The sequence below is a fragment of the Candidatus Blastococcus massiliensis AP3 genome (assembly GCF_000582785.1).
In the GTDB taxonomy this organism is placed as follows: domain Bacteria; phylum Actinomycetota; class Actinomycetes; order Mycobacteriales; family Geodermatophilaceae; genus Blastococcus; species Blastococcus massiliensis.
Genome location: NZ_HG931174.1, coordinates 715,629 through 740,146, shown reverse-complemented (window position 1 = coordinate 740,146; position 24,518 = coordinate 715,629). Strand labels below are relative to the sequence as shown.

At 72.1% G+C, this 24,518-nt stretch carries 19 protein-coding genes; 9 read left to right on the top strand and 10 right to left on the bottom strand.

Features of this window, described 5'->3' with window-relative positions; translation table 11 throughout:
• Positions 1-49: 49 nt before the first annotated feature.
• The 3 genes from BN344_RS12020 to BN344_RS12010 all read left to right on the top strand — a co-directional run bounded on the left by BN344_RS12020 (position 50) and on the right by BN344_RS12010 (position 4,465).
• Positions 50-565, top strand: coding sequence for a class I SAM-dependent methyltransferase (locus BN344_RS12020; protein WP_166518229.1), 516 nt, complete (start codon positions 50-52; stop codon positions 563-565).
• A gap of 391 nt (positions 566-956) precedes the next feature.
• Positions 957-3,557: a putative bifunctional diguanylate cyclase/phosphodiesterase gene (locus BN344_RS19095; RefSeq protein WP_155858854.1), complete on the top strand. Its 2,601-nt coding sequence runs from the start codon at positions 957-959 to the stop codon at positions 3,555-3,557.
• 290 nt (positions 3,558-3,847) lie between these two features.
• On the top strand, positions 3,848-4,465 hold the full coding sequence (locus BN344_RS12010) for a hypothetical protein (RefSeq protein WP_155858853.1): 618 nt from the start codon (positions 3,848-3,850) through the stop codon (positions 4,463-4,465).
• A 9-nt stretch (positions 4,466-4,474) separates the two neighbouring features.
• Here the strand turns inward: BN344_RS12010 and BN344_RS12005 are convergent, their stop codons facing one another.
• The 4 genes from BN344_RS12005 to BN344_RS11990 are packed head-to-tail and all read right to left on the bottom strand — an operon-like array spanning position 4,475 to position 8,481.
• Positions 4,475-5,122: a phosphatase PAP2 family protein gene (locus tag BN344_RS12005; protein ID WP_040338674.1), complete on the bottom strand. Its 648-nt coding sequence runs from the start codon at positions 5,120-5,122 to the stop codon at positions 4,475-4,477.
• Between the two features lie 7 nt (positions 5,123-5,129).
• Positions 5,130-6,209, bottom strand: coding sequence for a lysylphosphatidylglycerol synthase transmembrane domain-containing protein (locus BN344_RS12000; RefSeq protein WP_040338673.1), 1,080 nt, complete (start codon positions 6,207-6,209; stop codon positions 5,130-5,132).
• Positions 6,206-6,715: a hypothetical protein gene (locus tag BN344_RS11995; protein WP_231486748.1), complete on the bottom strand. Its 510-nt coding sequence runs from the start codon at positions 6,713-6,715 to the stop codon at positions 6,206-6,208. The genes BN344_RS12000 and BN344_RS11995 overlap by 4 nt, the downstream gene beginning before the upstream one ends.
• 50 nt (positions 6,716-6,765) lie before the next feature.
• Positions 6,766-8,481: a phosphatase PAP2 family protein gene (locus BN344_RS11990; protein ID WP_040338672.1), complete on the bottom strand. Its 1,716-nt coding sequence runs from the start codon at positions 8,479-8,481 to the stop codon at positions 6,766-6,768.
• Positions 8,482-8,580: 99 nt separating this feature from the next.
• Here BN344_RS11990 and BN344_RS11985 point away from each other — a divergent pair, with 99 nt between their 5' ends.
• Positions 8,581-9,477, top strand: a complete 897-nt coding sequence (locus BN344_RS11985; RefSeq protein ID WP_040338671.1) for an ABC transporter substrate-binding protein — start codon at positions 8,581-8,583, stop codon at positions 9,475-9,477.
• A 17-nt stretch (positions 9,478-9,494) separates the two neighbouring features.
• On the opposite strand, the gene phaZ is transcribed toward BN344_RS11985, so the two are convergent.
• The 3 genes from phaZ to BN344_RS11970 form a co-directional block, all read right to left on the bottom strand.
• Entirely contained in the window at positions 9,495-10,319 is an 825-nt protein-coding gene (gene phaZ, locus BN344_RS11980) for a poly(3-hydroxyalkanoate) depolymerase (protein ID WP_040338670.1), read from the bottom strand.
• Entirely contained in the window at positions 10,303-12,009 is a 1,707-nt protein-coding gene (locus BN344_RS11975; RefSeq protein ID WP_040338669.1) for a PHA/PHB synthase family protein, read from the bottom strand. The genes phaZ and BN344_RS11975 overlap by 17 nt, the downstream gene beginning before the upstream one ends.
• A 299-nt stretch (positions 12,010-12,308) precedes the next feature.
• Positions 12,309-13,490 carry an acyl-CoA dehydrogenase family protein gene (locus BN344_RS11970; protein ID WP_040338668.1) on the bottom strand — a complete coding sequence of 394 codons (1,182 nt, stop codon included), beginning with the start codon at positions 13,488-13,490 and terminating at the stop codon, positions 12,309-12,311.
• 131 nt (positions 13,491-13,621) lie between these two features.
• Here BN344_RS11970 and BN344_RS11965 point away from each other — a divergent pair, with 131 nt between their 5' ends.
• Positions 13,622-14,326: a hemerythrin domain-containing protein gene (locus BN344_RS11965; RefSeq protein ID WP_040338667.1), complete on the top strand. Its 705-nt coding sequence runs from the start codon at positions 13,622-13,624 to the stop codon at positions 14,324-14,326.
• Between the two features lie 70 nt (positions 14,327-14,396).
• Here BN344_RS11965 and BN344_RS11960 read toward each other — a convergent pair whose 3' ends face one another.
• Together BN344_RS11960 and BN344_RS11955 are read right to left on the bottom strand one after the other, a co-directional pair.
• Entirely contained in the window at positions 14,397-15,446 is a 1,050-nt protein-coding gene (locus BN344_RS11960) for a YihY/virulence factor BrkB family protein (protein WP_040338666.1), read from the bottom strand.
• 130 nt (positions 15,447-15,576) lie between these two features.
• Positions 15,577-17,082 (bottom strand): MFS transporter, encoded by a 1,506-nt coding sequence (locus tag BN344_RS11955; protein WP_081788570.1) that lies wholly within the window; start codon positions 17,080-17,082, stop codon positions 15,577-15,579.
• A 216-nt stretch (positions 17,083-17,298) separates the two neighbouring features.
• Between BN344_RS11955 and BN344_RS20295 the strand changes: the two genes are divergently transcribed.
• Positions 17,299-17,448 carry a hypothetical protein gene (locus tag BN344_RS20295; protein ID WP_166518213.1) on the top strand — a complete coding sequence of 50 codons (150 nt, stop codon included), beginning with the start codon at positions 17,299-17,301 and terminating at the stop codon, positions 17,446-17,448.
• 61 nt (positions 17,449-17,509) lie between these two features.
• Here the strand turns inward: BN344_RS20295 and BN344_RS11950 are convergent, their stop codons facing one another.
• Positions 17,510-19,261, bottom strand: coding sequence for an acyl-CoA dehydrogenase (locus BN344_RS11950; protein WP_231486848.1), 1,752 nt, complete (start codon positions 19,259-19,261; stop codon positions 17,510-17,512).
• Between the two features lie 149 nt (positions 19,262-19,410).
• Here BN344_RS11950 and BN344_RS11945 point away from each other — a divergent pair, with 149 nt between their 5' ends.
• From BN344_RS11945 to BN344_RS11935, 3 genes are read left to right on the top strand one after another with little or no spacing between them, the layout of a single operon-like run.
• The gene (locus tag BN344_RS11945; RefSeq protein WP_040338664.1) at positions 19,411-22,167 is read left to right on the top strand and encodes a type I restriction endonuclease subunit R; all 2,757 of its coding nucleotides are present in this window, start codon (positions 19,411-19,413) and stop codon (positions 22,165-22,167) included.
• Entirely contained in the window at positions 22,164-23,540 is a 1,377-nt protein-coding gene (locus BN344_RS11940) for a restriction endonuclease subunit S (protein ID WP_051515830.1), read from the top strand. Before BN344_RS11945 ends, BN344_RS11940 begins: the two co-directional genes overlap by 4 nt.
• Positions 23,537-24,454, top strand: coding sequence for a restriction endonuclease (locus BN344_RS11935; protein WP_155858852.1), 918 nt, complete (start codon positions 23,537-23,539; stop codon positions 24,452-24,454). The genes BN344_RS11940 and BN344_RS11935 overlap by 4 nt, the downstream gene beginning before the upstream one ends.
• Positions 24,455-24,518 lie beyond the last annotated feature (64 nt).

The following is a 24,518-nucleotide window of genomic DNA, read 5'->3' as shown; positions in this document are numbered from 1 at the left end:
CGCATCAGCGCACAGCGTCGCGTCGCGTCGCCAGACCGGAGGCGGGTGGATGAGAACGGTCGTGCCGGACCGGGTGCGATGGGCTGTCGAGCTGCTGGACCCTGCCCCCACCGAGGAGATCCTGGAGATCGGTGGCGGGCCCGGAGTCTCGGCCGCACTCATCTGCGACCGGCTCACCACCGGCCGGCTGCTGGCCGTCGACCGTTCCGCCGTCGCCATCGAGCGCACGCTGCGGCGCAACCAGCCGCACCTGGCATCCGGCCGGCTGGCCGTCTGCCAGTGCGCGCTCGATGCCCTGGCCGAACCGCCCGCGACCTTCGACCGGGCCCTGGCGCTCGACGTCAACCTGTTCTGGGTGCGGGACGCGACGCCGGAGCTCGAGGTGCTCCGCCGCCTGCTGCGGCCCGGCGGCCGGCTGCTCGTCCTCTACGGCGCGACCAGCCCCGCCGGCGCCGAACGCGTCCTGGGCCCCGTCGCCGCCGGCCTGCGCGGCCACGGCTTCGTCGACGTCACCACGGTCGTCGCGGACGCGGGTATGGGTGCGACCGCCCGGGTCCCGGACTGACCGGGAGCACGCCACCCGGTCACGAACGGTCGGCGAGCCTCCCGGGGACCGGGGGCAGGGAGAGCGGCCGGCGGCCGCGCAGCCGTGCCGGCAGGCGTGGGCCGGCCGACGGCGGGCGGACGGCGCCCGAGCGGACGGGACGGGCGGGCATGGCGTTCACGGCTCTCCTCGGGACTGCGGTGTGGTCCGAGGATCGCGGCCGGGTCTGACAGTTCCCGTCGCAGAGACTGGGAGTTACCTGTCCGTTCGCGGCTCGCATCCCCCACGGAGGGGGTGGAACCGCTTCTCAAGACGTCGCCGGTTGTGCCGATACGGAATCGTGCGAATCTTCCGGGGAACCGACCACAGCCGACGGCGCGGTGCGCCGCTGTGGCGCTACCTGACTGCCCTGGTGCTGCTTCCGATGGTCGGCGTGGTCGTCCTCGCCGCCGCCGTGGCGCAGGCCCGGGCCGACGAGGCGGTCAGCGCCGAGCACGCCGAGGATTCGGTCCGCCTCCTGGGGTTGCTGGACGAGGCGCGCAGCGGCGCGGAGCAGGAACTCATCCCCATCCTGTCCCTCCGGGTCATCGAGGACCCGACCGTGGCGTCGGCTCTGGGTATTCCGCAGACGCTCCTCGACATGCAGCGGCAGGTTGCGGACGAGGAGGCCACGCGCGCCCGCCAGCGGACCGACGACGCGCTCGCGCGGATCCCGGCGGACTCCGTCGGTGGCGCGGCGGCCGCTCGCGCGGCCGCCGACCTCGCGGAGCTGCGTAGCGGCCGCGCCGGTGACGGGCTCGACATCGACGACATCTACCTGCGCTTCCTCGCCATCTCCACCGATCTCATGACCGCGCAGGAGGAGGCGGCGGCGGTCGCCACCTCCGAGGGCGTACCGGCCGCCACGCTGGGCGCCATCCGCGACGTGCAGACCATCGCACAACTCGCCCACGTCGCGAGCCGGCAGATGCCGCTCTACATGGGCTCCCTGTTCGTGTCCGACGACGGGAGCGTCATCGGCTCGCACACCGCCTGGCAGACCACCTGGCTGGACTACATGCAGGCCCAGAACCGGATGGGCGGGCTCTCGCAGTCGCAGCTGCGTGCCGCGTGGGGGGACGTGCGCACCTCCGACGCCGTCGTGCAGCTCGACCAGCTGCTCGCGGACGGTGCCGCCGGTTCCGGCGACACGCAGGTCCTCATCGACCAGATGGTCACCCTGCTGGTCACGAGCCAGGAGCGCAGCGACCTGCTCACCGGGCTCGTGGACACCGCCGTCGACGAGGCGCAGGCGATGGTGGCGCAGGACCGCCAGCGCGCGGTCACCGACCTCCACACCGTTCTCGCCCTCGGCGCCTGCCTGCTCGCCGTCTCCCTCGTCGGTGCGCTCGTCCTCGGCCGCCGGGTCGCGCGGGCCCTCGGTCTCCTGGCGGGCCAGGCGACCCAGATCAGCGAAGGATCGCTGATCGAGGTAGAAGTTGCCGGTCCCCGTGAGGTGCGCACCGTCTCGGCTGCGCTCGGCTCGGCCGTCGCCGGATTGCGCCGGATCCAGGACCAGGCCCAGGCCGTGGCCCGCGGGGATCTGGACAACGCGCTGCTCGACCAGCCGCTGCCCGGGCCGCTGGGCGAGGTCGTGCACGCCTCGGTCAAGGAGATCGTGCACTCGGTCCGGCAGCGCGAGGAGCTGCAGTTCGCCCTCGCCCACCAGGCCACGCACGACGCGCTCACCGAACTCCCCAACCGCGCCCAGGCCGTCACGCTGGTGACGTCGGCCCTGCACCGCGGCCGGCGCTCCGGCGAGATGACCGGCCTGCTCTTCGTCGACCTCGACGGCTTCAAGGCCGTCAACGACGGGCACGGCCACGCCGCGGGCGACGACGTGCTGCGCGAGGTCTCCCGGCGCCTGCGCGCGGCCGTGCGCCCGGGTGACGTCGTCTGCCGGCTCGGCGGGGACGAGTTCGTCGTGCTCGTGGAGCCGGTGCACTCCGAGCAGGACCTGCTGGAGCTGGCCCACCGCCTGATCGAGACGATCAGCGCCCCGATCTCCCTCGAGCACGGCCACGTCCGCATCGGCGCCAGCGTCGGGGTGGCGGTCAGCCGGGACGGCGGCACCGACGCCGACCTGCTGTTCGCCGAGGCCGACACCGCCGCCTACCGCGCCAAGGCCCACGGCCGGGGCCGGGCGGAGATCTTCGACGAGACGCTGCGCCGCCAGCTCGACGAGCGCGCCGAGTTCGAGGCCGCGATCGCGCACGCCCTCGCCGACGGCGAGATGCACGTGGCCTACCAGCCCGTCATCGACGTCGCCAGCGACCGGGTCACCGGCTACGAGGCACTCATCCGCTGGGACCGGCCCGGCCACGGCATGGTGCCGCCCGACCAGTTCATCCCGGTCGCCGAGGGCTCCCGCCTCATCGGGGACGTCGACCGCTGGGTGCTCCACGAGGCCACCCGCCAGCTCGCCGAGTGGCGCGCCGAGAGCCCCGCGGCCCCCGGCCTGCGGGAGCCGACCATCGCGGTGAACATCTCCGGCCGGCACCTGGCCGACCACCGCGTGATCACCGACGTGGCCGACGCGCTGGCCGCCTCCGGGCTGCCTGCCGAGCTGCTCATCCTCGAGGTCACCGAGACGGTGCTCGTCGACGACCCCGTCGCCTACGACCACCTGACCGAGCTGCGCGAGATGGGCGTCAGCATCGCCATCGACGACTTCGGGACCGGGTACACCTCGATCGGCCAGCTCCGGAACATGCCCGTCGACACGCTGAAGATCGATCGGAGCTTCGTGGCGTCCACCGAGCCCGCGCACCGCGAGCTCGTCGCGCTGATGATCCGCGCCGCGCACACCTTCGGCCTGACCGTCGTCGCCGAGGGCGTCGAGGAGCCCGCGCAGCTGGCACGGCTCAAGGCGCAGGCGTGCGACCAGGCGCAGGGCTACCTGCTCTACCGCCCGATGCCTGCCCTCGAGGCCGGAGCGCTGCTGCGCAACGAGGAGCCCGCGGACTCCGTCTGAGCGGACACGCCACCGGGAGGTCGCGATCCGGGTGACCATCGGCGGTGCGGCCTGCCGCACGCTCGCGAACGCCTGTTCCTGTCGACATGTGGTCGCGCAGAACGGCCGGTCACCGGTCCGGGCGGAAGCCCGCGCAACGATCCGGACACACGGCACCACCGGCGTGCCGACGCGCGCGTCCGCAGGCCCTCTCGGCACCTACCGTTCCTCCCATCGCGCCGCCACGGCCGGCGATGCGATGCCTGCTCCTCTTCCCCCGGGGCGGGTTCTCCATGGATGGATGGGCAGCGGTGAGTGCAATGGGTGGGTTGCCTGGCAGCGAGATGGTCCTCGGCACGGGCGTCGAGGGGTGGTGGCTCGTCGGCAGCGAGGAGGACTCCGCCGGGCACGTGGTCGCCGGGCCCTTCCCGGATCGGGCCGAGGCCGGCTGGTCGGCCGCCGCTCTCGCCGACGGCGAGGCCGTCCGCCCCGTCTACGGCAGCCGCCGGCCCGACGGGTCGCTCCGCCGCCGCCCGTCGCCGCAGGAGTGGGCGTGGCTGGCGCACCTCACCGAGCAGCTCGACCGGGTGCCCGACGAGTGGAGCCCGCTGCTGTCCGAGGAGGACCCCCTGACGACGCTGCTGGTCGAGGTGACCGCGGCGATCAGCGAGGCCGGGCTGCCCCTGCACGACGCCACCGGTGGCGACGGCGCGCTCGGCGGCGCGTGCCTGACCCCGACGCCCGACCTCGACGGCGTGGTCGTCGCCTGGCGCCAGCACGACCGGATGAGCGTCGACCAGGTGCACGGCGCCGCCGCGGACGCCGCCGTCCAGCAGGCGATGAACCGGGCCCTGTCCGAGGTGCTCGCCGCGCGCGGCTTCGAGCCGGCCGCCTGGGGCGCGGCCGTCGTCGTCCGGCAGGGCGGCTGAGCGGGCGGGTCAGGGGAGCGGCGGCACCCGCTGGACCCGCTCGCGCACGGCGATGAGCAGGGCGGGCCAGCCCAGGGCGAGGCCCGCTCCGAGCAACGCCCCCGCCACGGTGTCCGACAGCCAGTGCGCGCGCAGGTAGACCCGGGACAGCGCCATCACGGCGCCGAACACCACCGCGCGCACCTCCCAGCGCCAGCGCGACGGGCCCGGGGAGGCGAGCACCAGCACCAGTCCGACGGCGGTGACCGTGCCGGCGATGGCGTGCCCGGACGGGAACGACGCCGCCGTCGTCTCGATCAGCGCGCCGGGTGGGCGGGCCCGGTCGACGGCGGCCTTCACGGGCCCGATGAACAGCTCGCTGGTGACGACGGCGAGAGCGAAGGCGGCCAGCCGCAGCCAGTGCCGTCGCCAGGCGATGAGCAGCAGCGCCGCGATGCGCAACGGCCAGTTGACGTGCGCGCTGCCCAGCACCGAGAGCGCCTCGGCGACCGCCGTCGCCGGGTCGTTCTGGACCTCGCCGGCCCACCGCCACACGGCGTCGTCGACCGCCTGCACCGCGGGCCGGGTCGCCGGCAGGACCACGAGGGTGGTCACGGCGGCGGCGCCGGCCAGCAGGCAGCCGCTGACCACCAGACCTCGCCGCGCGTCCACGAGCATCAGGCACTCACACGGTCTCGGGCACGAGCGCGGTGCGGGGTGCGGTGTTGGGCTCGCGCCGCCAGGACCGATTGTGCCGCCAGAACACGTAGGTGCCGAGCCCGATCGGGATGGGCAGCACGTAGGTCATCCCCCGGAAGACCAGGACGGCGGCGGCGACGAGGGCCCGCGGCCCGCCCGCCGCGGCCAGGCCGGTGATCAGCGCCAGCTCGATCACCCCGAGGCCGCCGGGGGTGAAGGGGACGGCGGTCAGCAGCCGGGCGAACGCGAACACCGCCAGCGCCTCGACCACGCTCACCTGGTCGCCGTCCACCCCGACGAAGCGCAACGCCAGGAGGAGCACGAGGAACAGCGACAGGTGGCTGACCACCGTGGCCAGGGTGATCCAGTGCCAGCGGGCCCGGAGCAGCAGCGCCGTCCGGTCGCGGAACTTCGTCGTCGCCCGCTCCCAGCCGCTCACCGGACCGCGCCCGAACGGACGGCGCAACGCCGTCGCCATCCGGCCGGCCGCCGCGCCGATCCGCTCGGCGCCCTCCCGGCTGCGCAGCAGAGTGCCCAGCAGGACCATGGCGGTGACCAGCACCGCGAGCCCGACGAGGCCCGCCGTGAGCCGCCCGGCGGTCGGGGGCGCGCTCAGCGCCAGCAGCGCGAGGGCGAGCACCGGCAGGCCGAGCTTCGCGAAGTTGTTCCACAGTCCCGAGATGAGCAGCGCCACCGAGGTGCGCGAACGGGAGAAGCCCCAGGACGAGTTCATCGCGTAGGTGAGCCCCAGTGCGATCGCGGCGCCGCCGAGCACGGTGTTGGAGACCGCCGTCGTCGTCTCGGTGGAGACGAAGGCCTGCCGCAGGGTCAGGCCGGGCGTCGCCGAGACCATGACGAACTGGTAGCTGGCCAGGTTCCAGGCCGCGGCCAGCGCCAGCACGGTCAGCTCGACCCAGGTCATCGTGCGCACCGACGCCCAGACGTCGGCGAGGCTGGTGAACTGGGGGAGGAACCACACGAAGACGCCGGCCACCAGGGCGCAGGAGAGCACCGCGCCGGCCCACCGGCGCCCGCGCGATCGCGCGGGGCGTCCGACGGCGGTCACGGGTCGAGCTCCAGCCGGCCCTCGGTCTGCTCGTGGACGGCCTCGCGGACGGCGTCCCTGGGGACGGCGCCCACGCCCTGGGTGGCGAAGCCGAGCGGCTCGGCGCGGTTCTCGCCGGAGAGGCGGAACAGCACGCTGATGCACCCGCCCTCGAACACGTACGAGCGGGTGCCCACGTACTGGGGCGTCACCTGGGTGACGCGCTCCCAGCGCTCCATCGCCTCGCGGTCGCTGGGGATCCTGGTCGCGCCGGTGAGGTCGCAGTGCTCGTCGAGACGGATCTCGACCGCGTGCCGCCCGTCGCGGTCGGAGTCCAGCCAGAACCGTGCGTTCTCGTCGGTCGCCTCGAGGCCGGAGACGTCCCAGCCCAGGGGGATGGTCTCCAGGCAGGGCACCCAGCTCGCCGTGGGCACCGACTGGGCCAGCAGGACGACGCCGTTGGCCGGGGTGCCCTCGTCGCCCTCGCGGCAGGCGAGCACCTCCGAGTCCAGCACCACGGGGCGCACGCAGCCCGTGAGCGTCAGCAGGAGGAGGACCGCGAGTCCCGGCCGGCCCCTCACAGCGGTGACCCGAGCAGACCGACGGTGACGACGGCGGCGACACCGGCCACGACGACGGTGACCGCGGTCAGCCCGAACCGCCGCCAGGTCCACCGCTGGATGTGCACCGGCGGCAGCTGGAAGGGCAGCAACCGCAGGAAGTCGGCGTGCAGGTCCCTGCCCTGCTGGCGCAGCATCCGTCGCAGCTCGGTCGGCATCGTGAGCCCGCGGGTGGCGGCGAACGCCTCGGCGATCTCCTCGTCGGTGAACTGCCGTCGTGCCCGCGCGTAGACCTGCGCCGCATCCGTGCGCAGTGCCAGCACCAGCATCATGTTGGCCAGGTCGACGGCCTGCCGCCACGGGCTCGGCCGCACCTCCGCGAAGGCCGAGTCGATGAGGAACAGCTCGCCGTCGCGCACCAGCAGGTTGGCCGGCTTGATGTCGCGGTGAGCCATGCCGATGTCCCACATCCGCCGGACCGCCGCCAGCCCCTGGTCGATGATCGAGTCGTCGATCTCGGCGTCGCCCGCCTCCTTCGCGCCGGCGATGAACTCCGTGACCAGCAGGTACTCGCGCTCCGGGGTGATCTCCACGATGCCCAGCGGATGGGGCACCGGCAGCGAGGCCTCCCAGAACAGCCGCAGGATGTAGTCCTCGTACTGCACCAGCCGGCGGACGCTGTGGAACGGCTTCTCGTCCTCGAGCCGGCCGTAGAGCAGGGTGCGGCCGAGCTTGTACCAGCGGTCGGAACGCACGTGCGTGATCGCGTAGAGCTTGCCGAACACGCAGCTCTCCTCGTCACCGGAGGAGGGATGGGCCTTCACGGTGATCTTCAGCGGCGTGGAGCCGCCGGAGCCGGCCAGGCCGAACGGCGTGACGTCGGTGGCGAGCAGGCCCAGCTGGTCCTGCAGCGCGCGGACGATCGCGTCGCCGCGCTCGCCGGAGACGTCGAGGTGCGCCGGCCGGCCACGGCTGTAGCGCACGGGGTAGACGGAGTTCGGGGTGAGCAGCCGGAACGCGGCCAGCGGCGCGGCCACGCCGAGCACCACGCCCGCGACGATCCCCGAGGGGTGGTCCTGCGCCAGGTACAGGCGCGAGAGCGCGGTGACGACGAGCAGCCCGCAGACCACCCACTTGCCGATCGTGCGCTTCGACCCGGGCGGGATCAGCGAGTAGACCGTGCTCACGAGGAACGCCGCCAGCACGGTCATCGGCAGCGACGGCATGGAGAACCCGGACCAGGATCCCAGGAGCTCGACCTCGAACGGACGCGGTCGCTGCAGCGTCGTCGCCATCAGGGCGGCCACGTTGACGACGACGAGGACGACGCCGAACCAGACGAACAGGTGGCGCCAGCGCCGGAAGGCCACGAGCAGCACCAGGTTGGCCAGCCACACGACGTGCAGCGCCCGCTCGGTGGCCAGCGCCCCGGCCACCCGGGCGACGTCGATGCCGACCGGCGAGCGCAGCTCGGCGAACGCCTGCAGGACCCGGGTGTCTGCGACGTCGAAGTAGCGGATCGTGCCGGTGGCGACGACGACGGCCCAGGCGACCAGCACCAGCCCGCTGAGCGCCAGCCACCACTTGCCGGACGTGCGCAGCTGGCGCGGCAGCGCGGGGGGTTCCCCCGACGGGCGACGGCGGCGGCGGACGCGCGCGATGGCCGGCGGGCCGGGTCGTACGGCCGGCCCCGTCGTGCCCGGGGTGGGCAGTGCCTGCGGCACCGATGCCATGTCGGGGAATGGTGCCCTTCGAGCGGCGCGCGGACCATCCCCTTTCGTGCCGTTCCCGTTCTACGGTGGCGCGTCCGCATCCGGCGGGGAGGTGCTGCCGTGGGTGTTCTGCGCGCGGCCCTCGCCGTGGCGCTCCTCGTGCTGGCCGCGTGCGGGGAGCCGGCCGGTGCGCCGCCCGTCGGGCCGGAGACCATCCGGTTCGCGTCCTACGACTTCCCGGAGAACCAGATCCTGGTCGAGGTGTACGCCGAGGCCGCCCGCCGTCAGGGGCTGCCCGTCACCGTGCAGCACGGCATCGGCACCCGGGAGGTCGTGTCGCCGGCGCTCCAGCAGGGCGTGGTGGACGTCGTCGTCGACTACCTGGGGACGGCGCTGGCGTTCGCCCGGCCGCAGTTCGCCCGCCCGCCGGCCGCGCCCGAGGGTATGCACGCGGTGCTCACCCGCACGATGGGCGGACGCGGCGTCGACGTCCTGACGCCGTCGGCGGCCGAGGACCAGAACGGCTTCGTCGTCCTCGAGGCCGTCGCGCGCGAGCACCGCCTGCGGTCGCTCTCCGATCTGGCGCCGGTGGCGCCCGAGCTCGTCTTCGGCGGCCCGCCCGAGTGCCCTGACCGCCCGTTCTGCCTGCGCGGACTGGAGGAGGTCTACGGCCTGGCGTTCGGCAAGGTGATCAGCATGCCGACGCGGGCGGCGACGCTCGAGGCGCTGCTGTCCGGGCAGATCCACGTCGGGATGCTCGAGACCACCGACGCCCGGCTCGCCGTGGCGCCGGTGGTGCTGCTGGCCGACGACCGGGGGCTGCAGCCCCGGGAGAACGTGGTCCCGATGGTGCGGGCCGCGGTGCTGGACCGGTGGGGCGAGGACCTCCGCCGCGCGCTGGACGAGACCAGCGCCCGGTTGACCACCGCCGACCTCGTGGAGCTCAACCGGGCGGTCGAACTGGAGGGGCGGTCGCCCGCGGAGGCGGCGGCCGGCTGGTGGGACGCCGGCGACTGAGCCGGCGGGCAGACGCGTCAGCCGTCGAGGAAGTCGTCCACGACCGGGGCGAGCTGTCGCGCCTCGGTGACCAGCGCGATGTGCCCGCCCGGGTAGACGTGCAACCGGGCGTCGGGCAGCAGGCGGGCCATGAGGCGCGCGTTCACCACGGGCACGATCGGGTCGTCGTCGCCGGCCACGACCAGCGTCGGCTGCCGGATCAGCCGCAGGAACGGCAGGCTGCTCCAGCCGGTGCTGGCGGCCAGTTGGTAGTAGTAGCCGCGCCGCGGGCCCAGCCGCGTCTCGGCGTGCAGCGCTCTTGCCGCCCGCTCGGGCTCGCTGCGCATGGTCCCGCCGTAGATCTCACCGGCGATGCGCCGGGCGTACTCGGGGTCGCGGTGCCGGCGCGGGGTGAGCATCCGGGCGAGCACCCGGGGGTGCGCCGGCACCATCAGCGCGCCCGTGCCGGTCGCGGCGAGGACCAGCCGGCGGCAGCGACGGCGGTGCTGCACGGCGAAGTGCTGGGCGAGGCCGCCGCCCCAGGACAGCCCGAGGACGTCCACGGGACCGGGGAACCCGAGCCGGTCGAGCATCCCGGTGACGACCGGACCGAACGTGGCCAGGTTGTACGGGACGACGGGCGGCGGGGAACCGCCCACCCCGGGGACGTCGAACCGGACGACCGTGCGCCGCCGGTCGAGCGCGTCCACGAAGGGCTGGAGGACCTCCAGGCTCGCGCCGATCCCGTTCATCAGGAGCAGCGGTGGGACGGAGTCGTCCGTCCCGGGGCGGACCGACGTGCGCAGCGTGCGCCCGCCGGCGGTGACCGTCCGGATCCGCTCGCCGCTACTTGTCGAAGACATAGGAGCCCGGGGCGTCACCCAGGACCTCCAGCGCACCACCGAGGTCGGTGGGCGCCGGCACCTGCTCGCCGCACCGCTCCTCGAGCCACGCGGTGAAGTCCGGCCACCAGGAGCCCTTCTCGGTGCGGGCGGCGGCCAGCCACTCGTCCGGCTCGGGCGGGGTCGAGTCGGCGACCTGGAACGTGGACTTCGGGTTGCCGGGCGGGTTCACCAGCGAGGCGATGTGGCCGCTGGTCGACAGGATGAACCTGCTCTCGCCGCCGAGCAGCTGGGTGCTGCGGTAGCAGGCCTGCCACGGGCAGAGGTGGTCGGCGATTCCCGCCGTGACGTAGGTGTCGACGGTGACCGTGGACAGGTCCACGGGCGTGCCGAGCATCGTCGCCTCGCCGGGCTCGGTGAGCGCGTTGCCCAGGGCCACGTCGATGAAGTCGCGGTGCAGCCCGGCGCTCATCCGCGTCGTGTCGGCGTTCCAGAAGAGGATGTCGAAGTTCGGGGGCGGCTTGCCCTGCAGGTAGTTGTTGACCCAGTAGTTCCAGATCAGGTCGTTCGGGCGCAGCCAGGCGAACACCTCGGCCAGCTGGGCGCCGTCCAGGTAGCCCTTCTTCCGGGAGCGCTCCGTCGCGGCCCGCACCGACTCCTCGTCCATCAGCGCCGAGACGGTGCCGGCCCGCGACCAGTCCAGGACGGTGACGGCGAAGCTCGCCGCGCTGACGCGGTCCTGCCGGCCCTCGGCCGCCAGGTGGGCCAGGACCATCGCGGTGATGATCCCGCCGGAGCAGAAGGCCTGGAGCGCCACCCGGCTGCTGCCCGATGCCTTCTCGACGGCGTCCATCGCGTCCAGCAGCGCCTGCCCGTAGGTGTCCAGGCCCCACTCCGCGTGCCGCTCGTCGGGGTTGCGCCAGGAGATCATGAAGACCTGCTGCCCCGCGGCGAGGTAGTGCTCCACGATGCTGCGGCCCGGGGCGAGGTCGGCGATGTAGTACTTGTTGATCGTCGGCGGGATCATCAGCAGCGGCACCTCGCGGACGGTCTCCGTCGCGGGCCGGTAGCGGATCAGCTCGAACACGTCGGTGCGGAACACCACCACGCCCGGCGTCACCGCGAGGTCCTCCCCGACGGTGAAGGCGTCCGGCTCGACCATCGACGGCACCCGCGGTGGCGCGGCCAGGTCGGCCGCCATCCGCCGCAGCCCCTGCACGACGTTCCCGCCGCCGGTGTCGATCAGCGCCTTCCAGCCGAGCGGGTTGAGGACCGGCACGTTGGACGGCGCCAGGGCGTCGACCAGGTTGGTCGCGGTGAACCGGATCCGCTCGTCGTCCTGCCAGCCGAGGTCGGCGTCCTCGATCAGCTCCCAGGCGGTGCGAGCGGTGGCCAGGTGGGTCTGCATCGCCCGGCGCAGCACGGGGTTGCCCGACCACGCCGGGTCGGCGAACCGCTTGTCCTTGCGCCCGGGCGCAAGCTCCGAGCGGCCAACGGCGATCCGGGCCAGCTCCTGGGCCAGCTCACCGGTCCGCCGCGCCACGGTGCCCGGCTGCTGCGCGAGCGCGGCGCCGAACCGCAGCGCGGTCCCGGCCGGTGGCACCAGCCGGCGCAACGGCCCTCTGGCGGCATCGACCAGCACCATGTCCAGGCCGAGCGCGCCCTCGGCGGCAGCTTCGGGGACGTCGGGCTGGGGTGCCGTCGTGGCCATGAATGTCTCCTCGGGCTCAGGTGTGACTCAAGCCACTGAAACACACCCGGGGCGGTCCGGCAGGGGACGCGGAACGGCCCTGGTCAGACGATCGCTCCGGTCCGACTCCGCGCGCCGTAGAAGGACCCCGCTGCCCCCCACCGCTCGCACGCTCGCAGTGGGACCCTGCAGCGGGGCCACCGACGCTCGTTCCTCGCTGCGATGCTCCCGGGGCTGTCGTCAGACGATTGCTCCGGTCCGACTCCGCGCCCCGGTCCGCTCCTCGCTCGTTCCTCGCTGCGATGCTCCCGGGGCTGTCGTCAGACGATCGCGCTGGTGCCCGTCACCGCCCGACCGACGATCAGCGTGTTCACCTCGCGGGTGCCCTCGTAGGAGTAGATCGCCTCGGCGTCGGCGGCGAACCGGCCCACGTGGTTCTCCAGCAGGATGCCGTTGCCGCCCATCAGCTCGCGGGCGTACCCGACCGTCTCGCGCATGCGCATCGTGCAGAAGGCCTTGGCCAGCGACGCCTGCTCGTCGGTCATCGTGTCCGCGTCCTGGAGCTGGGAGAGCCGCGCGCACATGGCGGCCGAGGCGGTGATGTTGCCCAGCATCCGCACCAGCAGGTCCTGCACCAGCTGGAACTCCGCGATCGGCTGGCCGAACTGCTCCCGCTCGGTGGCGTAGCGCAGCGCGTGCTCGTACGCGCCGCGCGAGCAGCCGACCGAGGACCACGCGACCCCGGCCCGGGTCATCTTCAGGACCTTGGCGGTGTCCCGGAAGCTGCGCGCCTCCTGCAGCCGGTTCTCCTCGGGCACGCGCACGTCCTCGAGGGTGATCAGCGCGTTCTGCACGACGCGCAGCGCGATCTTGTCCTCGAGGTCGACGGTCGAGAACCCCGGCGTCCCCTTCTCGACGACGAAGCCGAGAACGTCGTCGGTCTCCTCGTCCTTGGCCCAGATGATGATCAGGTCGGCGAAGCTGGCGTTGCCGATCCACTTCTTCTCGCCGTTGAGGACCCAGGTGTCACCCTCGCGGCGGCAGGTGGTCTGCGCGCCGCGGGCGATGTCGGACCCGGCCTCGGGCTCGGTGAGGCCGAAGGCGCCGAGCAGCTCCATGCGGGCCATCGCCGGCAGCCAGCGCTGCTTCTGCTCCTCGGAGCCGCAGAGGTAGATCGAGCCCATGGCCAGGCCGCCGTGCACGCCCATGAACGTGGAGATGGAGGCGTCCCCGCGGGAGAGCTCCATGGCCACCATCCCGTCGAACAGCGACGAGCGGCCGGGGCAGCCGTAGCCGGAGTACGGGTTCCCGGCGATGCCGAGCTCGGCCAGGCCCGGGACCAGCTCGTGCGGGAACTCCCCGCGGGTCCAGTACTCGTTGATGATCGGCTCGACCCGCTCGTCCATGAAGGCCCGCACCCGGTGCAGGATCGCCCGCTCGTCGTCGGACAGGAGTGCCTCGAGGTCGTAGAAGTCCGAGGTCACCGGCGGGGCGTCGCTCATGGGGGTCGTGTCTCCGATGCAGGTCGATGGTCGTCGTCCCGTACCCGTGCGGCGCTGCGGGCAACGTGACGAGTGCGTGACCACCCGAACGGGCACCGTCGGACGACCCGACGTCCGCAGAGGAGTGCCCCGTGAGATCCATCGCCGACCAGACCGACGACGAGCTCGGCGGCCCCGGCAGCGTGCTGGTCCGCCAGCGCCGCGACCACGTCGAGCTCGACCGCCTGCTGCACGAGCTCGAGCGCACCACCGGCACTGCGCAGGAGGAGGTACTGGGCCGCATCGACCGGCTCGTCTTCAGTCATGCCTTCGCCGAGGAGACGGTTCTCTGGCCGGTGATCCGGCGGGTCCTCCCCGACGGGGACGCGCTGACCCTGCAGGTGGAGGAGGAGCACCAGGAGGTCAACGAGCTCGTCACCGCTCTCGAGCGCGACGGCCTGGACTCCCCGGAGCGCTCCGCGCGGCTGCGGCGGCTGGTCGAGGTCCTGCGCGAGGACGTCCGCGACGAGGAGGACGTCCTGTTCCCGCGGCTGCAGGTGGTGCTCGGCCCCGAGGAGCTCCGCGCCCTGGGTCGCCGCTGGGAGCTCATGCGGCGGATCTCGCCGACCCGCCCGCACCCGACGGTGTCACGGCGCCCGCCGGGCAACGCGCTCTCGGGCCTGCCGCTGTCGCTCGTCGACCGCACCCGCGACCTCGTCGACGCCGGAGTCCGCCGCGCGCCGGAACGGATCGCCCCGGCCGGCCGCGCGCTCAGCCAGGGCCTGGCCGGGGTGGCCGGGCTCATCGAGCGGATCCCGCTGTTCCGCAGTGGCGACGGGCCTCCGACCAGCCGCTGACCCGACGAGAACATGCTGAAGGCCCCCTCCCGGGCTGGGAGGGGGCCTTCAACGGGCGTTCGTGCTGCCCTTACGTCGTCTGCTTGTCCTTGGGCTCGGCGCGGGCGTCGAGCTGGATCTCCTTGTCCGCCCGCGGCACGCCTGCCTTCAGCTCCTTGGTCCGTTCCATCTCGGCATCCAGCTCGATGCCGAACAGCAGCGACACGTTGATCAGCCAGAACCAGATCAGGAAGATCACCACGCCGGCCAGCGCACCGTAGGTGGCGTTGTAGCTGCTGAAGTTGGCCACGTAGAACGCGAAGGCCGCCGAGGCGATGATCGCCACGAGGATCGCCACTCCGGCTCCGGGGCTGACCCACTTGAAGCCCCGCAGCTTCACGTTCGGCGTCGAGTAGTAGAGGACGGCGATCATCAGGGCCAGGACGACCAGGATGACCGGCCACTTGACGACGGCCCAGATCGTCTGGCCGGTCTCGCCGACGCCGATCGCCTCGCCGATCGCGTCGACCACCGGGCCGCTGAGCACCAGCAGCGCCACGATGACGGCGGCGAACAGGACGCCGATCAGCGTGATGAGCAGCTGCAGCGGCTTGAGCTTCCAGACCTTGCGGCCCTCCGGCGTCTCGTAGACGACGTTGGCCGCGCGGGTGAAGGCGCCGACGTACCCCGACGCCGACCAGATGGCGGCGGCGAGACCGATGATCAGGCCCAGGCCGGCGGCGCTCTGGTTCCCGGCGATCTGCTCGATGACCGGGTTGAGGGTGTCCGCGGCGCTGGCGGGGACCACCTCGGTCAGGGCGTCGCTGAGCTGCTGCGGGGTGGTGAACAGGCCGACGATGGAGGCCAGGGCGATGAGCGCGGGGAACAGCGCCAGGATGCCGTAGTAGGTGAGCGCCGCGGCCCAGTCGGTGAGGTTGTCCTCGCTGAACTCCTTGACCGTGCGCTTGAGCGTGCCGACGGTCGTGGGCTTCGTGTCGGCGCCCACGGGGGCGTAGTCGGAACGGGTGCCGCTGACGTTGTCGTCGTCCGGCGCGGGGTCGTCCGAGGCGTGGTTGCCGTGGAAGCGAGCCTCGCTGGTGGAGCTGCTCGCTCGGCTGGACGAGCCGGTGGGTCGGGTCATGGAGTCCTCCGGGTCGGGGAAGGCGCGAGGGGCCTCGATCAGTGCTCCCGGTTCCCCGGACGGTCCCGTTCCATGCCGGACTCCGGCGTGCCGTTGCGAAACGGACACCGGATCCCGTGCGGGGCGGGGCTCAGCGGACCCCGGAGACCGGCGACCACTCGCCCGCACCGGCAGTGGCCTCTTCCACCTCGACCGGCGGGTCCGGACGCCGCAGCCGGGCGGCCCGCCGGTCGCCCCGGAGCCCGATCAGCGCGACGGCCAGGACGGCCGCCGAGACGCCCACCCCGATGAGCCCGACCAGCGTGAACGCGATGTTCCGCGGCAGGCCGGTGTCGGGGTCCAGGTAGGCGGCCAGCAGCATCACAGCCAGCGCGCTGCCGAGGGCCTGGCCGACGGAGCGGGCGATGGAGTTGACAGCGTTGGCCACCCCCGTCTCGTCCTCGTGCACCGCCTGCACGATGAGGGAGGGCAGCGCGGCGTAGGTGATGGTGACGGCCACCTGGGTCAGGAGCCCGGCGCCGATCACCGCCCACGGCTCGCTGCGCAGCCAGGTCAGGAGGGCGAACCCGGCCAGGCCGGCCGTCCACCCCACGAGCAGGGTCGGCAGCCCCCCGAAGCGGGTGACCACGGAGCCGGCGAAGGGGGCCAGGATGATGCCGACGACCCCGCCGGGGAGCAGGTACACGACGGTCGCAACGAGCACCGACGCCCCGAACCCGTAGCCGGTGACCTCCGACGGGCTCTGCACGTACTGCAGGACGGCGAGGAAGGAGGCGAACATCGCCACCCCGGCCAGCAGGCCGACCACGTTGGGGATGATCGTGCGCCGGTCGGCGAGCATCGCGGGCCGGATCAGCGGCTGGGTGCTCCGCCGCTGCTGCACCATCCACCCGCTCAGGACCGCGACCGATCCGGCCAGGCAGCCGAGGGTCGCCGGCGAGGACCAGCCCCAGGTGTTGCCCTGGGACACGAACAGCAGCAGGAGGCTCAGGCCGAGGCCGAGGACGGCGGCGCCCACCCAGTCCACCCCGCCCGAACCGGTCGCCGCGCGGCGGGGGAGCAGGCGCAGGCACAGCCCGAACGCCACGACGGTGATGGCCAGCCCGATCCAGAACGGCCTGCGGTAGTCGGCGTCCTCACCGGCGAGCAGCCCGGTCGCCACCAGCCCGGCCACGCCCCCGACGCCCAGGGTGCTGCTGACGACGGACATGGCGATCCCGAGCCGGCGTTCGGGCAGTTCGCGGCGGAGCACGCTGATCGACAACGGGAACAACCCGTACGACGCGCCCTGCAGGACCCGCGCCACCAGCAGCAGCGGGAACGACTCGGTGACGATCGCCAGGAGCGTTCCGAGCGCGACGACGACCAGGATCCCGAGGATCACCGGCCGCTCGCCCTTCAGGTCGCCCAGCCGGCCGAGCACCGGCGTGAGCACCGCCGCGGCGAGCAGGTTGGCCGTCAGCACCCAGCCGGCCGCGGAGGGGGAGACGTCGAGCTGCTCGGAGATCCGATCGAGGATGGGCACGACCAGGCTCTGCAGCAGCGAGAGGGTCGTGACGACCAGCGAGAGGGCCAGCACGAGCAGGACGGAGCCGGCCGCGCCGCGCCGGGCGGGAGGAGCGGCGCGGTCGGTCACCTCCCGATGAGACCACGGCCCGGAGGGGCACCCCGTGCGGGCTCCTGCACCGACCCGTCCATGATCTCCGTCACACACTGTCAGGGGAAGTGCACGAAGTGACGATTGAGAACGGTGCGGACGGGGGACAGAGCCCTTCGACGACGTGCCGCCGCCCCGACCCCGCGGCGGCACCCGACGCTTGGGGGAGACACAAGAATGGTGATGTGGCCGGCCGTGACCCTGATCGGGTTCCTGGTGCTGACGGCGCTGGTGATCGCGATGGGTACGCAGTCCACCGCCCGCTACGAGCGTGAGCGGGCCGAGCGCACCTCTGGTGCCCGGCACGCGACGCCCGAGCCGGTGGGTGCGCCCCGGGCAGCCTGAACCGCGACGCTCCGACGCCCCGTCGTCCCCCAGGGACGGCGGGGCGTCGTCGTGCCCGGGCTCAGAGGACGGCGGGGTCCACGTCGAGCACCGTCCGGTCCAGGGACTCCAGCAGGTCGAACCGCGCGCCGGTCGCCGGCAGCTCCCAGCGCCAGAAGTACCGCGCCGCCGCCCGCTTGCCGTCGTAGAAGCTCCCCGTGCTCCCGCCCGTCGCGAGCGCCTGCTCCAGCCACAGCCAGGCGACGACGACGTGCCCGGCGGCCTCCAGGTAGACGTGCGAGTTGGCCAACGCGAGCTCCGGATCGCCCGTGCCCCACAGGGTGGCGGTCACCGTCACGAGCCGCGCGGCCGCGGCGTCGACGTCGGCAGCGAAGCCGGCCCACTCGGTGCCGGCCGCCCGCGCGGTGGTCGCCGCGATCGTCTCCACCAGCAGCGCCAGTCCCGCGCCGCCCTGCATCACGACCTTGCGGCCGAGCAGGTCGAGGGACTGGATGCCCTGCGTGCCCTCGTGGATCGGGTTCAGCCGGTTGTCGCGGTAGAACTGCTCGACCGGGTAGTCGCGGGTGTAGCCGTACCCGCCGTGGACCTGGATGGCCAGGTCGTTCGCGACCGGGCCCCACTGCGACGGCCACGCCTTGGCGATCGGCGTGAGCACGTCGAGCAGCAGATGTGCGCGCTGCCGGTCGGCGTCCGACCCGGCCGTCTGCTCCTCGTCCACCAGTCGGGCGCAGTACAGGCCCAGGGCGAGCCCGCCCTCGGCGTAGGACTTGGCGGCCAGGAGCATCCGGCGGACGTCGGGGTGCTCGATGATCGGCACCATGGGCGAGGCCGGGTCCTTGCCCGCCGCGGGGCGGCCCTGGGCGCGGGTGCGGGCGTACTCGAGCGCGTGCAGGTAGCCGGTGTAGCCCAGCGCCGTGGCGCCCATCCCGACGCCGATCCGGGCCTCGTTCATCATGTGGAACATGTAGGTGAGGCCGCGGTTCTCCTCGCCGACCAGGTAGCCGACCGCGCCGGCCCGCCCGCCCGGGGTGTGCACCCCCTCGCCGAAGTTGAGCAGGGTGTTCGTCGTCCCGCGGTAGCCCATCTTGTGGTTGAGCCCGGCGAGGACGACGTCGTTGCGCTCGCCGAGGGAGCCGTCGTCGGCCACGAGGAACTTGGGGACGACGAACAGCGAGATGCCCTTCACGCCGGGCGGACCGCCGGGCACCTTGGCCAGCACCAGGTGGACGATGTTCTCGGTCAGCTCGTGGTCGCCGCCGGAGATCCACATCTTGTTGCCGGTCAGCCGGTAGCTGCCGTCGTCCTGGGGCACTGCCCTCGTCGTGATGTCGGCGAGCGAGGAGCCCGCCTGCGGCTCGGAGAGGGCCATGGTGCCGAACCAGCGGCCCTCCACCATCGGCGCGACGAAGGTGTCCACCTGCTGCCGGCTGCCGTGGGCGATGAGCAGCCGCGCGTTGGCCATGGTGAGGAACGGATACGCCGAGGTGCCGATGTTGGCCGCCTGGAACCAGGCGAGCACGGCCTGGCCGACGGTGTAGGGCAGTTGCATGCCGCCGTGCTCCTCGTCGAAGGAACCGGCCATCAGCCCGGCCCCGGCGAAGATCCGCAGAGCCGCGGCGACCTCCGGGATCATCTCGACCCGGCCGTCCACCATCCGCGGCTCGTTCTCGTCGGCCGTGCGGTTGTGCGGGGCGAAGTGCTCGGTGGCCACCTGCTCCGCCAGCTCGAGTGCCGCGGCGAACGTCTCGCGGGAGTGCTCGGTGAACCGCGGCCGCTTCGTCAGCGACTCGACGTCGAGCCACTCGTGGAGCAGGAACTCCAGGTCGCGGCGGGACAGGATCAGCGACGGACGCCACGAGCGCCAGGGTAGGCCGACCCGCTGTCGGCCTCGTGCGTCCGTCGGGTGACCGTGCGTGGTGGAGTCTGTGAAACGAGTACGCAGAGTTCTAGGCTGGCGCGGCCATGGATCAGGTGCAGAGCAGGCTCGCCGCCGAGCAGCGGGCGCGCGTGCTCATCGACGGCCAGCTCGAGGCCGCCGGCTGGTCGGTGCAGGACGGGAAAGACCGGGACCTGATCCACCACACGGGCGTCGCTGTCCGGGAAGTGATCATGGCGCCGGGGCACGGTCGCGCGGATTACCTGCTCTACGTGAACCGGCAGGCCGTGGGGGTCATCGAGGCGAAACCGGTGGGCACTCCGTTGTCGGGCGTGGAGTGGCAGTCGTCCATGTACGCCGAGGGGCTGCGCGCCGAAGCGCGGCTGAAGGCGCTGACGCTCGACGGTCGCCTGCCGTTCGTGTTCGAGGCCAGCGGCAGCGAGACGCACATGACCAACGGCTACGACCCCGTGCCGCGGGCACGACGGATCTTCGCGTTCCCGACCCCCGCGACGATGGCGCGCATCGTGCGCGACGCCCAGGCGGACCCGGAGCGCCCGACCTGGCGCGCCAAGGTGGCCAGCCTGCCGCCGCTGGACGTCGCCGGACTCCGACCGGCGCAGATCCGTGCGATCACGGGGATCGAACGATCACTGGCGGAGCAGCGCTTCGACCGGTCGCTGGTCCAGATGGCCACCGGCGCCGGCAAGACCTTCACCGCCGTCACCACGGCCTACCGGCTGCTCAAGCACGGCGGGTTCCACCGGGTGCTGTTCCTGGTCGACCGCAACAACCTCGCGGACCAGACGCTGGCCGAGTTCGGCAACTACCGAACCCCTGACGACGGCCGCCGGTTCACCGAGATCTACAACGTCGACAAGCTCACCGGCGCCGGCATGCTGACCAGCACGCACGTCGCCATCTCCACGATCCAGCGCGTCTATCGGGTGCTGGAAGGCAAACCGGTGCCGGAGGACGACGACCCGACTCTGGACGACGCGACGCCGGCGGAACCGGTCACCGTCCGGTACAGCGCGGCGCTCCCGCCCGAAGCGTTCGACCTGGTGATCGTCGACGAGGCGCATCGCTCGATCTACGGGCTGTGGCGCGGTGTCCTGGAGTACTTCGACGCCCATGTGGTGGGGCTGACGGCGACCCCGGGCAAGCAGACGTTCGGCTTCTTCCGGCAGAACCTGGTCAGCGAGTACACGTATCCGCAGTCCGTCGCCGACGGCGTGAACGTCGACTTCGACCTGTACCGGATCTCGACGGAGATTTCTCAGAAGGGATCTCGTATCGAGGCGGGCACGGTGGTGCCGAAAGTCGACCGGCGGACGCGGGTGCAGCGCCTGGAAGAGCTCGACGAGGAGCTGGAGTACACCGGCAAGCAGCTGGACCGGGCCGTGACGTCGACGTCGCAGATCCGGCTGGTGCTGGAGACCTTCCGCGACCGCCTGTTCACCGAGATCTTCCCGGGGCGTTCGGTGGTGCCGAAGACGCTGATCTTCTGCAAGGACGACGCGCACGCCGAAGAGGTGGTGACGACGGTCCGCGAAGTGTTCGGCAAGGGCAACGACTTCGCCGCGAAGATCACCTACAACGCGTCGGACCCGAAGGGGCAGCTTCAGCGCTTCCGTACGTCGGCGTCACTGCGGATCGCCGTCACCGTCGACATGATCGCGACAGGTACGGACGTGAAGCCGCTGGAGTGCGTCTTCTTCATGCGCGACGTGCGCAGCGCTCAGTACTTCGAGCAGATGAAGGGCCGTGGAGCGCGGACGATCGCACCGGCCGACTTCGCGGCCGTCACGCCCGACGCGGACGGAAAGACCCGGTTCGTGATCGTGGACGCGGTCGGCGTGACCGAGCACGACTTCGTCGACCCGCCGCTCAACCGGGAGAAGGGGGTGTCGCTGAAGCAACTGCTCGGCAAGGCGGCGGCGCTGACGCTCACGGAGGACGAGACGGCGACGCTCGCCTCCCGGCTCGCCGCGTTGGAGCTGCAGCTGACGCCCGCCGAGCGGGCTGAGCTGGACGGGGTGGCCGGCGAGTCGGTCCGCGCAATCGTGCGCGTGCTGGTCGACGCCGTGGATCCGGACACGCAGGCGCGGGCGGCGGAAGGTGCCGCCGATCCGACAGCGGCGGTCGCGGAGTTGCTGGAGAAGGCGGTCGAGCCGCTCGCGGGAAACCCGAAGCTGCGCGAGCGCATCTTGGAGCTGCGGACGGCGCACGACCGCGTGATCGACGAGGTGAGCCGCGACCGGCTCATCGACGCGCACGGCGTAGTGGACACCAGCCGGGCGAGGTCGATCGTCGAGTCGTGGTCGGAGTATCTGGCCGAGCACCGCGACGAGATCACGGCGATCCAGCTGGTGCAGGAGGCGAAGGACCGGCGGGTGGCCTTCGCGGACATCGCTGAGCTGGCCGACCGGATCGCCCGCCCGCCACGCAGTTGGACGCCGGATCTGCTGTGGCAGGCGTACGAGGTCGTGGTGTCGGACAAGGTGCGGCACAGCGACCGGCATACGGTGACGGACCTGGTGTCGCTGCTGCGCTTCGCCCTCGGCACGGACGACGAGCTGGTGCCGTACGCCGAGCGCGTGCGCGAGCGGTACGCCGGCTGGCTGGCCCAGCAGGAGCAGGCGGGAGGGACGTTCACGGATGCGGAGAGGTGGTGGCTCGACAAGATGGTCGAGGTGATCGCGGCATCCGCCGGTATCGGCGTAGATGATCTGGATGCGGCCCCGTTCACCGAGCGCGGAGGGGCCGACGGCGCAGTTCGCGACCTCGGCCCCCGCGCAGCGGCCTTGATCGAGCAGCTCAACCAGGAGCTCACCGCGTGACGGTCCTGCCCGACGGCTGGCGGATGGCGACGATCGACGAGATCGCGGCACCGGAGCCACGGTCCATTACTGACGGTCCATTCGGCTCAAATCTGACTCGTGCGCACTACACGGCCTCAGGCCCCAGGGTCGTCCGGCTTCAGAACATCGGCGACGGCCGTTTCGTAGATGCGCCGGCGCATATCTCCGAGGAGCACTTCGAGTCCCTACGCACGCATGAGGTGCGGGCCGGCGACCTGTTGATGGCCTCGTTGGGAGAAACGCTGCCTCGGGCTTGCCTAGCGCCCGCTTCCCTTGGTCGTGCAATCGTTAAGGCGGACTGTATCCGCGTGCGCTTGTCGGAGAAGGTGGATCCCCGGTGGGCCCTGTACGCGCTTCAGCGACCGGAGGCGCGCCGCTGGGCTGATCGTCATCGGCATGGCATGGGGCGACCACGCCTTGGGCTGGCGATGATTCGGCAGACGCCGATCCCGCTGCCGAGTCTTGACGAGCAGCGACGAATCGTCGACATCCTCGAAGATCACCTGTCCCGCCTTGACGCGGCCAACGACTACTTGTCCGCATGCCGGCGCAGAGCGACAACTTTGGGCGAGCAGAGCATCGCCCAGGCGCTGCTGGGCCGCTCGGGCGCCGACTCCGAGCTCGGTGGCGAACCCATCGCTGACTACACACCGCAGGATGGCCACCTGGCCGAGCTTCCCCGCGGATGGTCATGGCGGCGGCTCGGGGAACTGGCCGACGTCGTGGGTGGCGTGACGAAAGATGCCAAGCGGCAAGCCGACCCGACCTTCGTCGAGGTGCCCTACCTGCGGGTTGCCAACGTGCAGCGTGGGCGGCTCGACCTGTCCACCGTGACGGGTATTCGCGTCTCGCAAGCGAAGGCGGATGCTCTCCGCCTCCAGCCGGGCGACGTCCTGATGAACGAGGGCGGTGACCGCGACAAGCTCGCGCGGGGCTGGGTCTGGGAGGGCCAGATCGAGGACTGCATCCACCAGAACCACGTTTTCCGGGCTCGCGTCAGAGACGACGCGATCGACCCTCGACTGCTCTCCTGGGTTGCCAACACAATCGGCGGCAAGTGGGCTGAACGGAACGGCAAGCAGAGCGTAAATCTGGCGTCCATTAGTTTGAGCAAGATTCGGCAGATGCCGGTTCCGCTGCCCCCGCGTGAGATCCAGCTTCAGCTGGTCGAGTCCATTCAGACCACGCTCGACGCGGCCGCTCGTCTGGCAGACACGGTGCAGGCGCAGGAGACCCGGTCATCCGCTCTTCGCCGCGCGCTCTTGACCGCTGCGTTCGCGGGACGTCTGACCCGGCGGGACAGCGACTCGGACCAGGTCGAGAAGTTGGCGATGGCGGGTTCGGTTTCGTGATCCCAGACTTCCAGACACTGATGCGGCCTCTCCTGGAGGAACTGAGCGACGGAGCCACCCGCCGGACCCGCGACCTGGTGGAGTCGTTGAGCGATCGCTTCGAGCTGACCGTCGAGGAGCAGCAAGCCATGCTGCCGAGTGGGCGGCAGCGCCAGGTGGTCAATCGGATCGGCTGGTCGATCACCCACTTGTTCCAGGCAGGGCTTCTCTCGCGGCCGGCTCGTGGGCTTGTGGCCATCACGGACGTGGGACGCGAAGTCCTCGCAGCTCACCCTGACCGCGTCGACATGAAGGTGCTCAACGGCTTCGAGTCCTACCGCGAGTTCAGGTCGCGGAGCACTCGTCGGGACACATCCGGCGGTCGGCCGCTGGAAGCGGAGCCCGATGCCGAGGCGGCTTCTCCCGAAGACCTGCTGGCGCAGGCGGTCACCGAGAACCGGGCGGCCGTAGAAGGGGAGCTGCTGAAGCGGGCCCTCGCATTGTCGCCCTCGGAGTTCGAGCGGCTCGTCGTCCGGCTGCTGGAGCGGATGGGCTACGGCCGGTCTGGCGGCGTCGTCCACTCCGGCCGCAGCGGTGATGCCGGTATCGACGGGATCATCAGCCAGGACCCGTTGGGTCTGGACCGCATCTACGTGCAGGCAAAGCGGTATGCGCCGGACCAGTCCGTCCAGCGTCCTGCGATCCAGGGCTTCGTCGGGGCCCTCATGGGTGCGCAGGGCGACCGCGGCGTGTTCATCACCACCAGCAGCTTCTCCTCCGGAGCGCGAGCCGAGGCCGAGCGGGTCAATGCGCGCATCGAGCTCATCGACGGGCTCCGTCTGGCGGAGTTGATGCTGCGGCACGGCGTCGGCGTCCAGGCCGAGACCACGGTGACCCTGCACCAACTCGATGAGGACTTCTTCGAGTCGCTTTGAAAGCGCCGCCCTTCAAAGGTGCGACGTTCGACAGACATGCCACGGACGTGATCGAGGAGAGACC

Bases quoted from the DNA above. Each gene is read 5' to 3' on its own strand.
- BN344_RS11970 (WP_040338668.1), bottom strand. From the start codon at position 13,490: ATGAGCGACGCCCCGCCGGTGACCTCGGACTTCTACGACCTCGAGGCA.
- BN344_RS12020 (WP_166518229.1), top strand. From the start codon at position 50: ATGAGAACGGTCGTGCCGGACCGGGTGCGATGGGCTGTCGAGCTGCTG.
- BN344_RS11990 (WP_040338672.1), bottom strand. From the start codon at position 8,481: ATGGCATCGGTGCCGCAGGCACTGCCCACCCCGGGCACGACGGGGCCG.
- BN344_RS11975 (WP_040338669.1), bottom strand. From the start codon at position 12,009: ATGGCCACGACGGCACCCCAGCCCGACGTCCCCGAAGCTGCCGCCGAG.
- BN344_RS11945 (WP_040338664.1), top strand. From the start codon at position 19,411: ATGGATCAGGTGCAGAGCAGGCTCGCCGCCGAGCAGCGGGCGCGCGTG.
- phaZ (WP_040338670.1), bottom strand. From the start codon at position 10,319: ATGTCTTCGACAAGTAGCGGCGAGCGGATCCGGACGGTCACCGCCGGC.
- BN344_RS12005 (WP_040338674.1), bottom strand. From the start codon at position 5,122: ATGCTCGTGGACGCGCGGCGAGGTCTGGTGGTCAGCGGCTGCCTGCTG.
- BN344_RS11960 (WP_040338666.1), bottom strand. From the start codon at position 15,446: ATGACCCGACCCACCGGCTCGTCCAGCCGAGCGAGCAGCTCCACCAGC.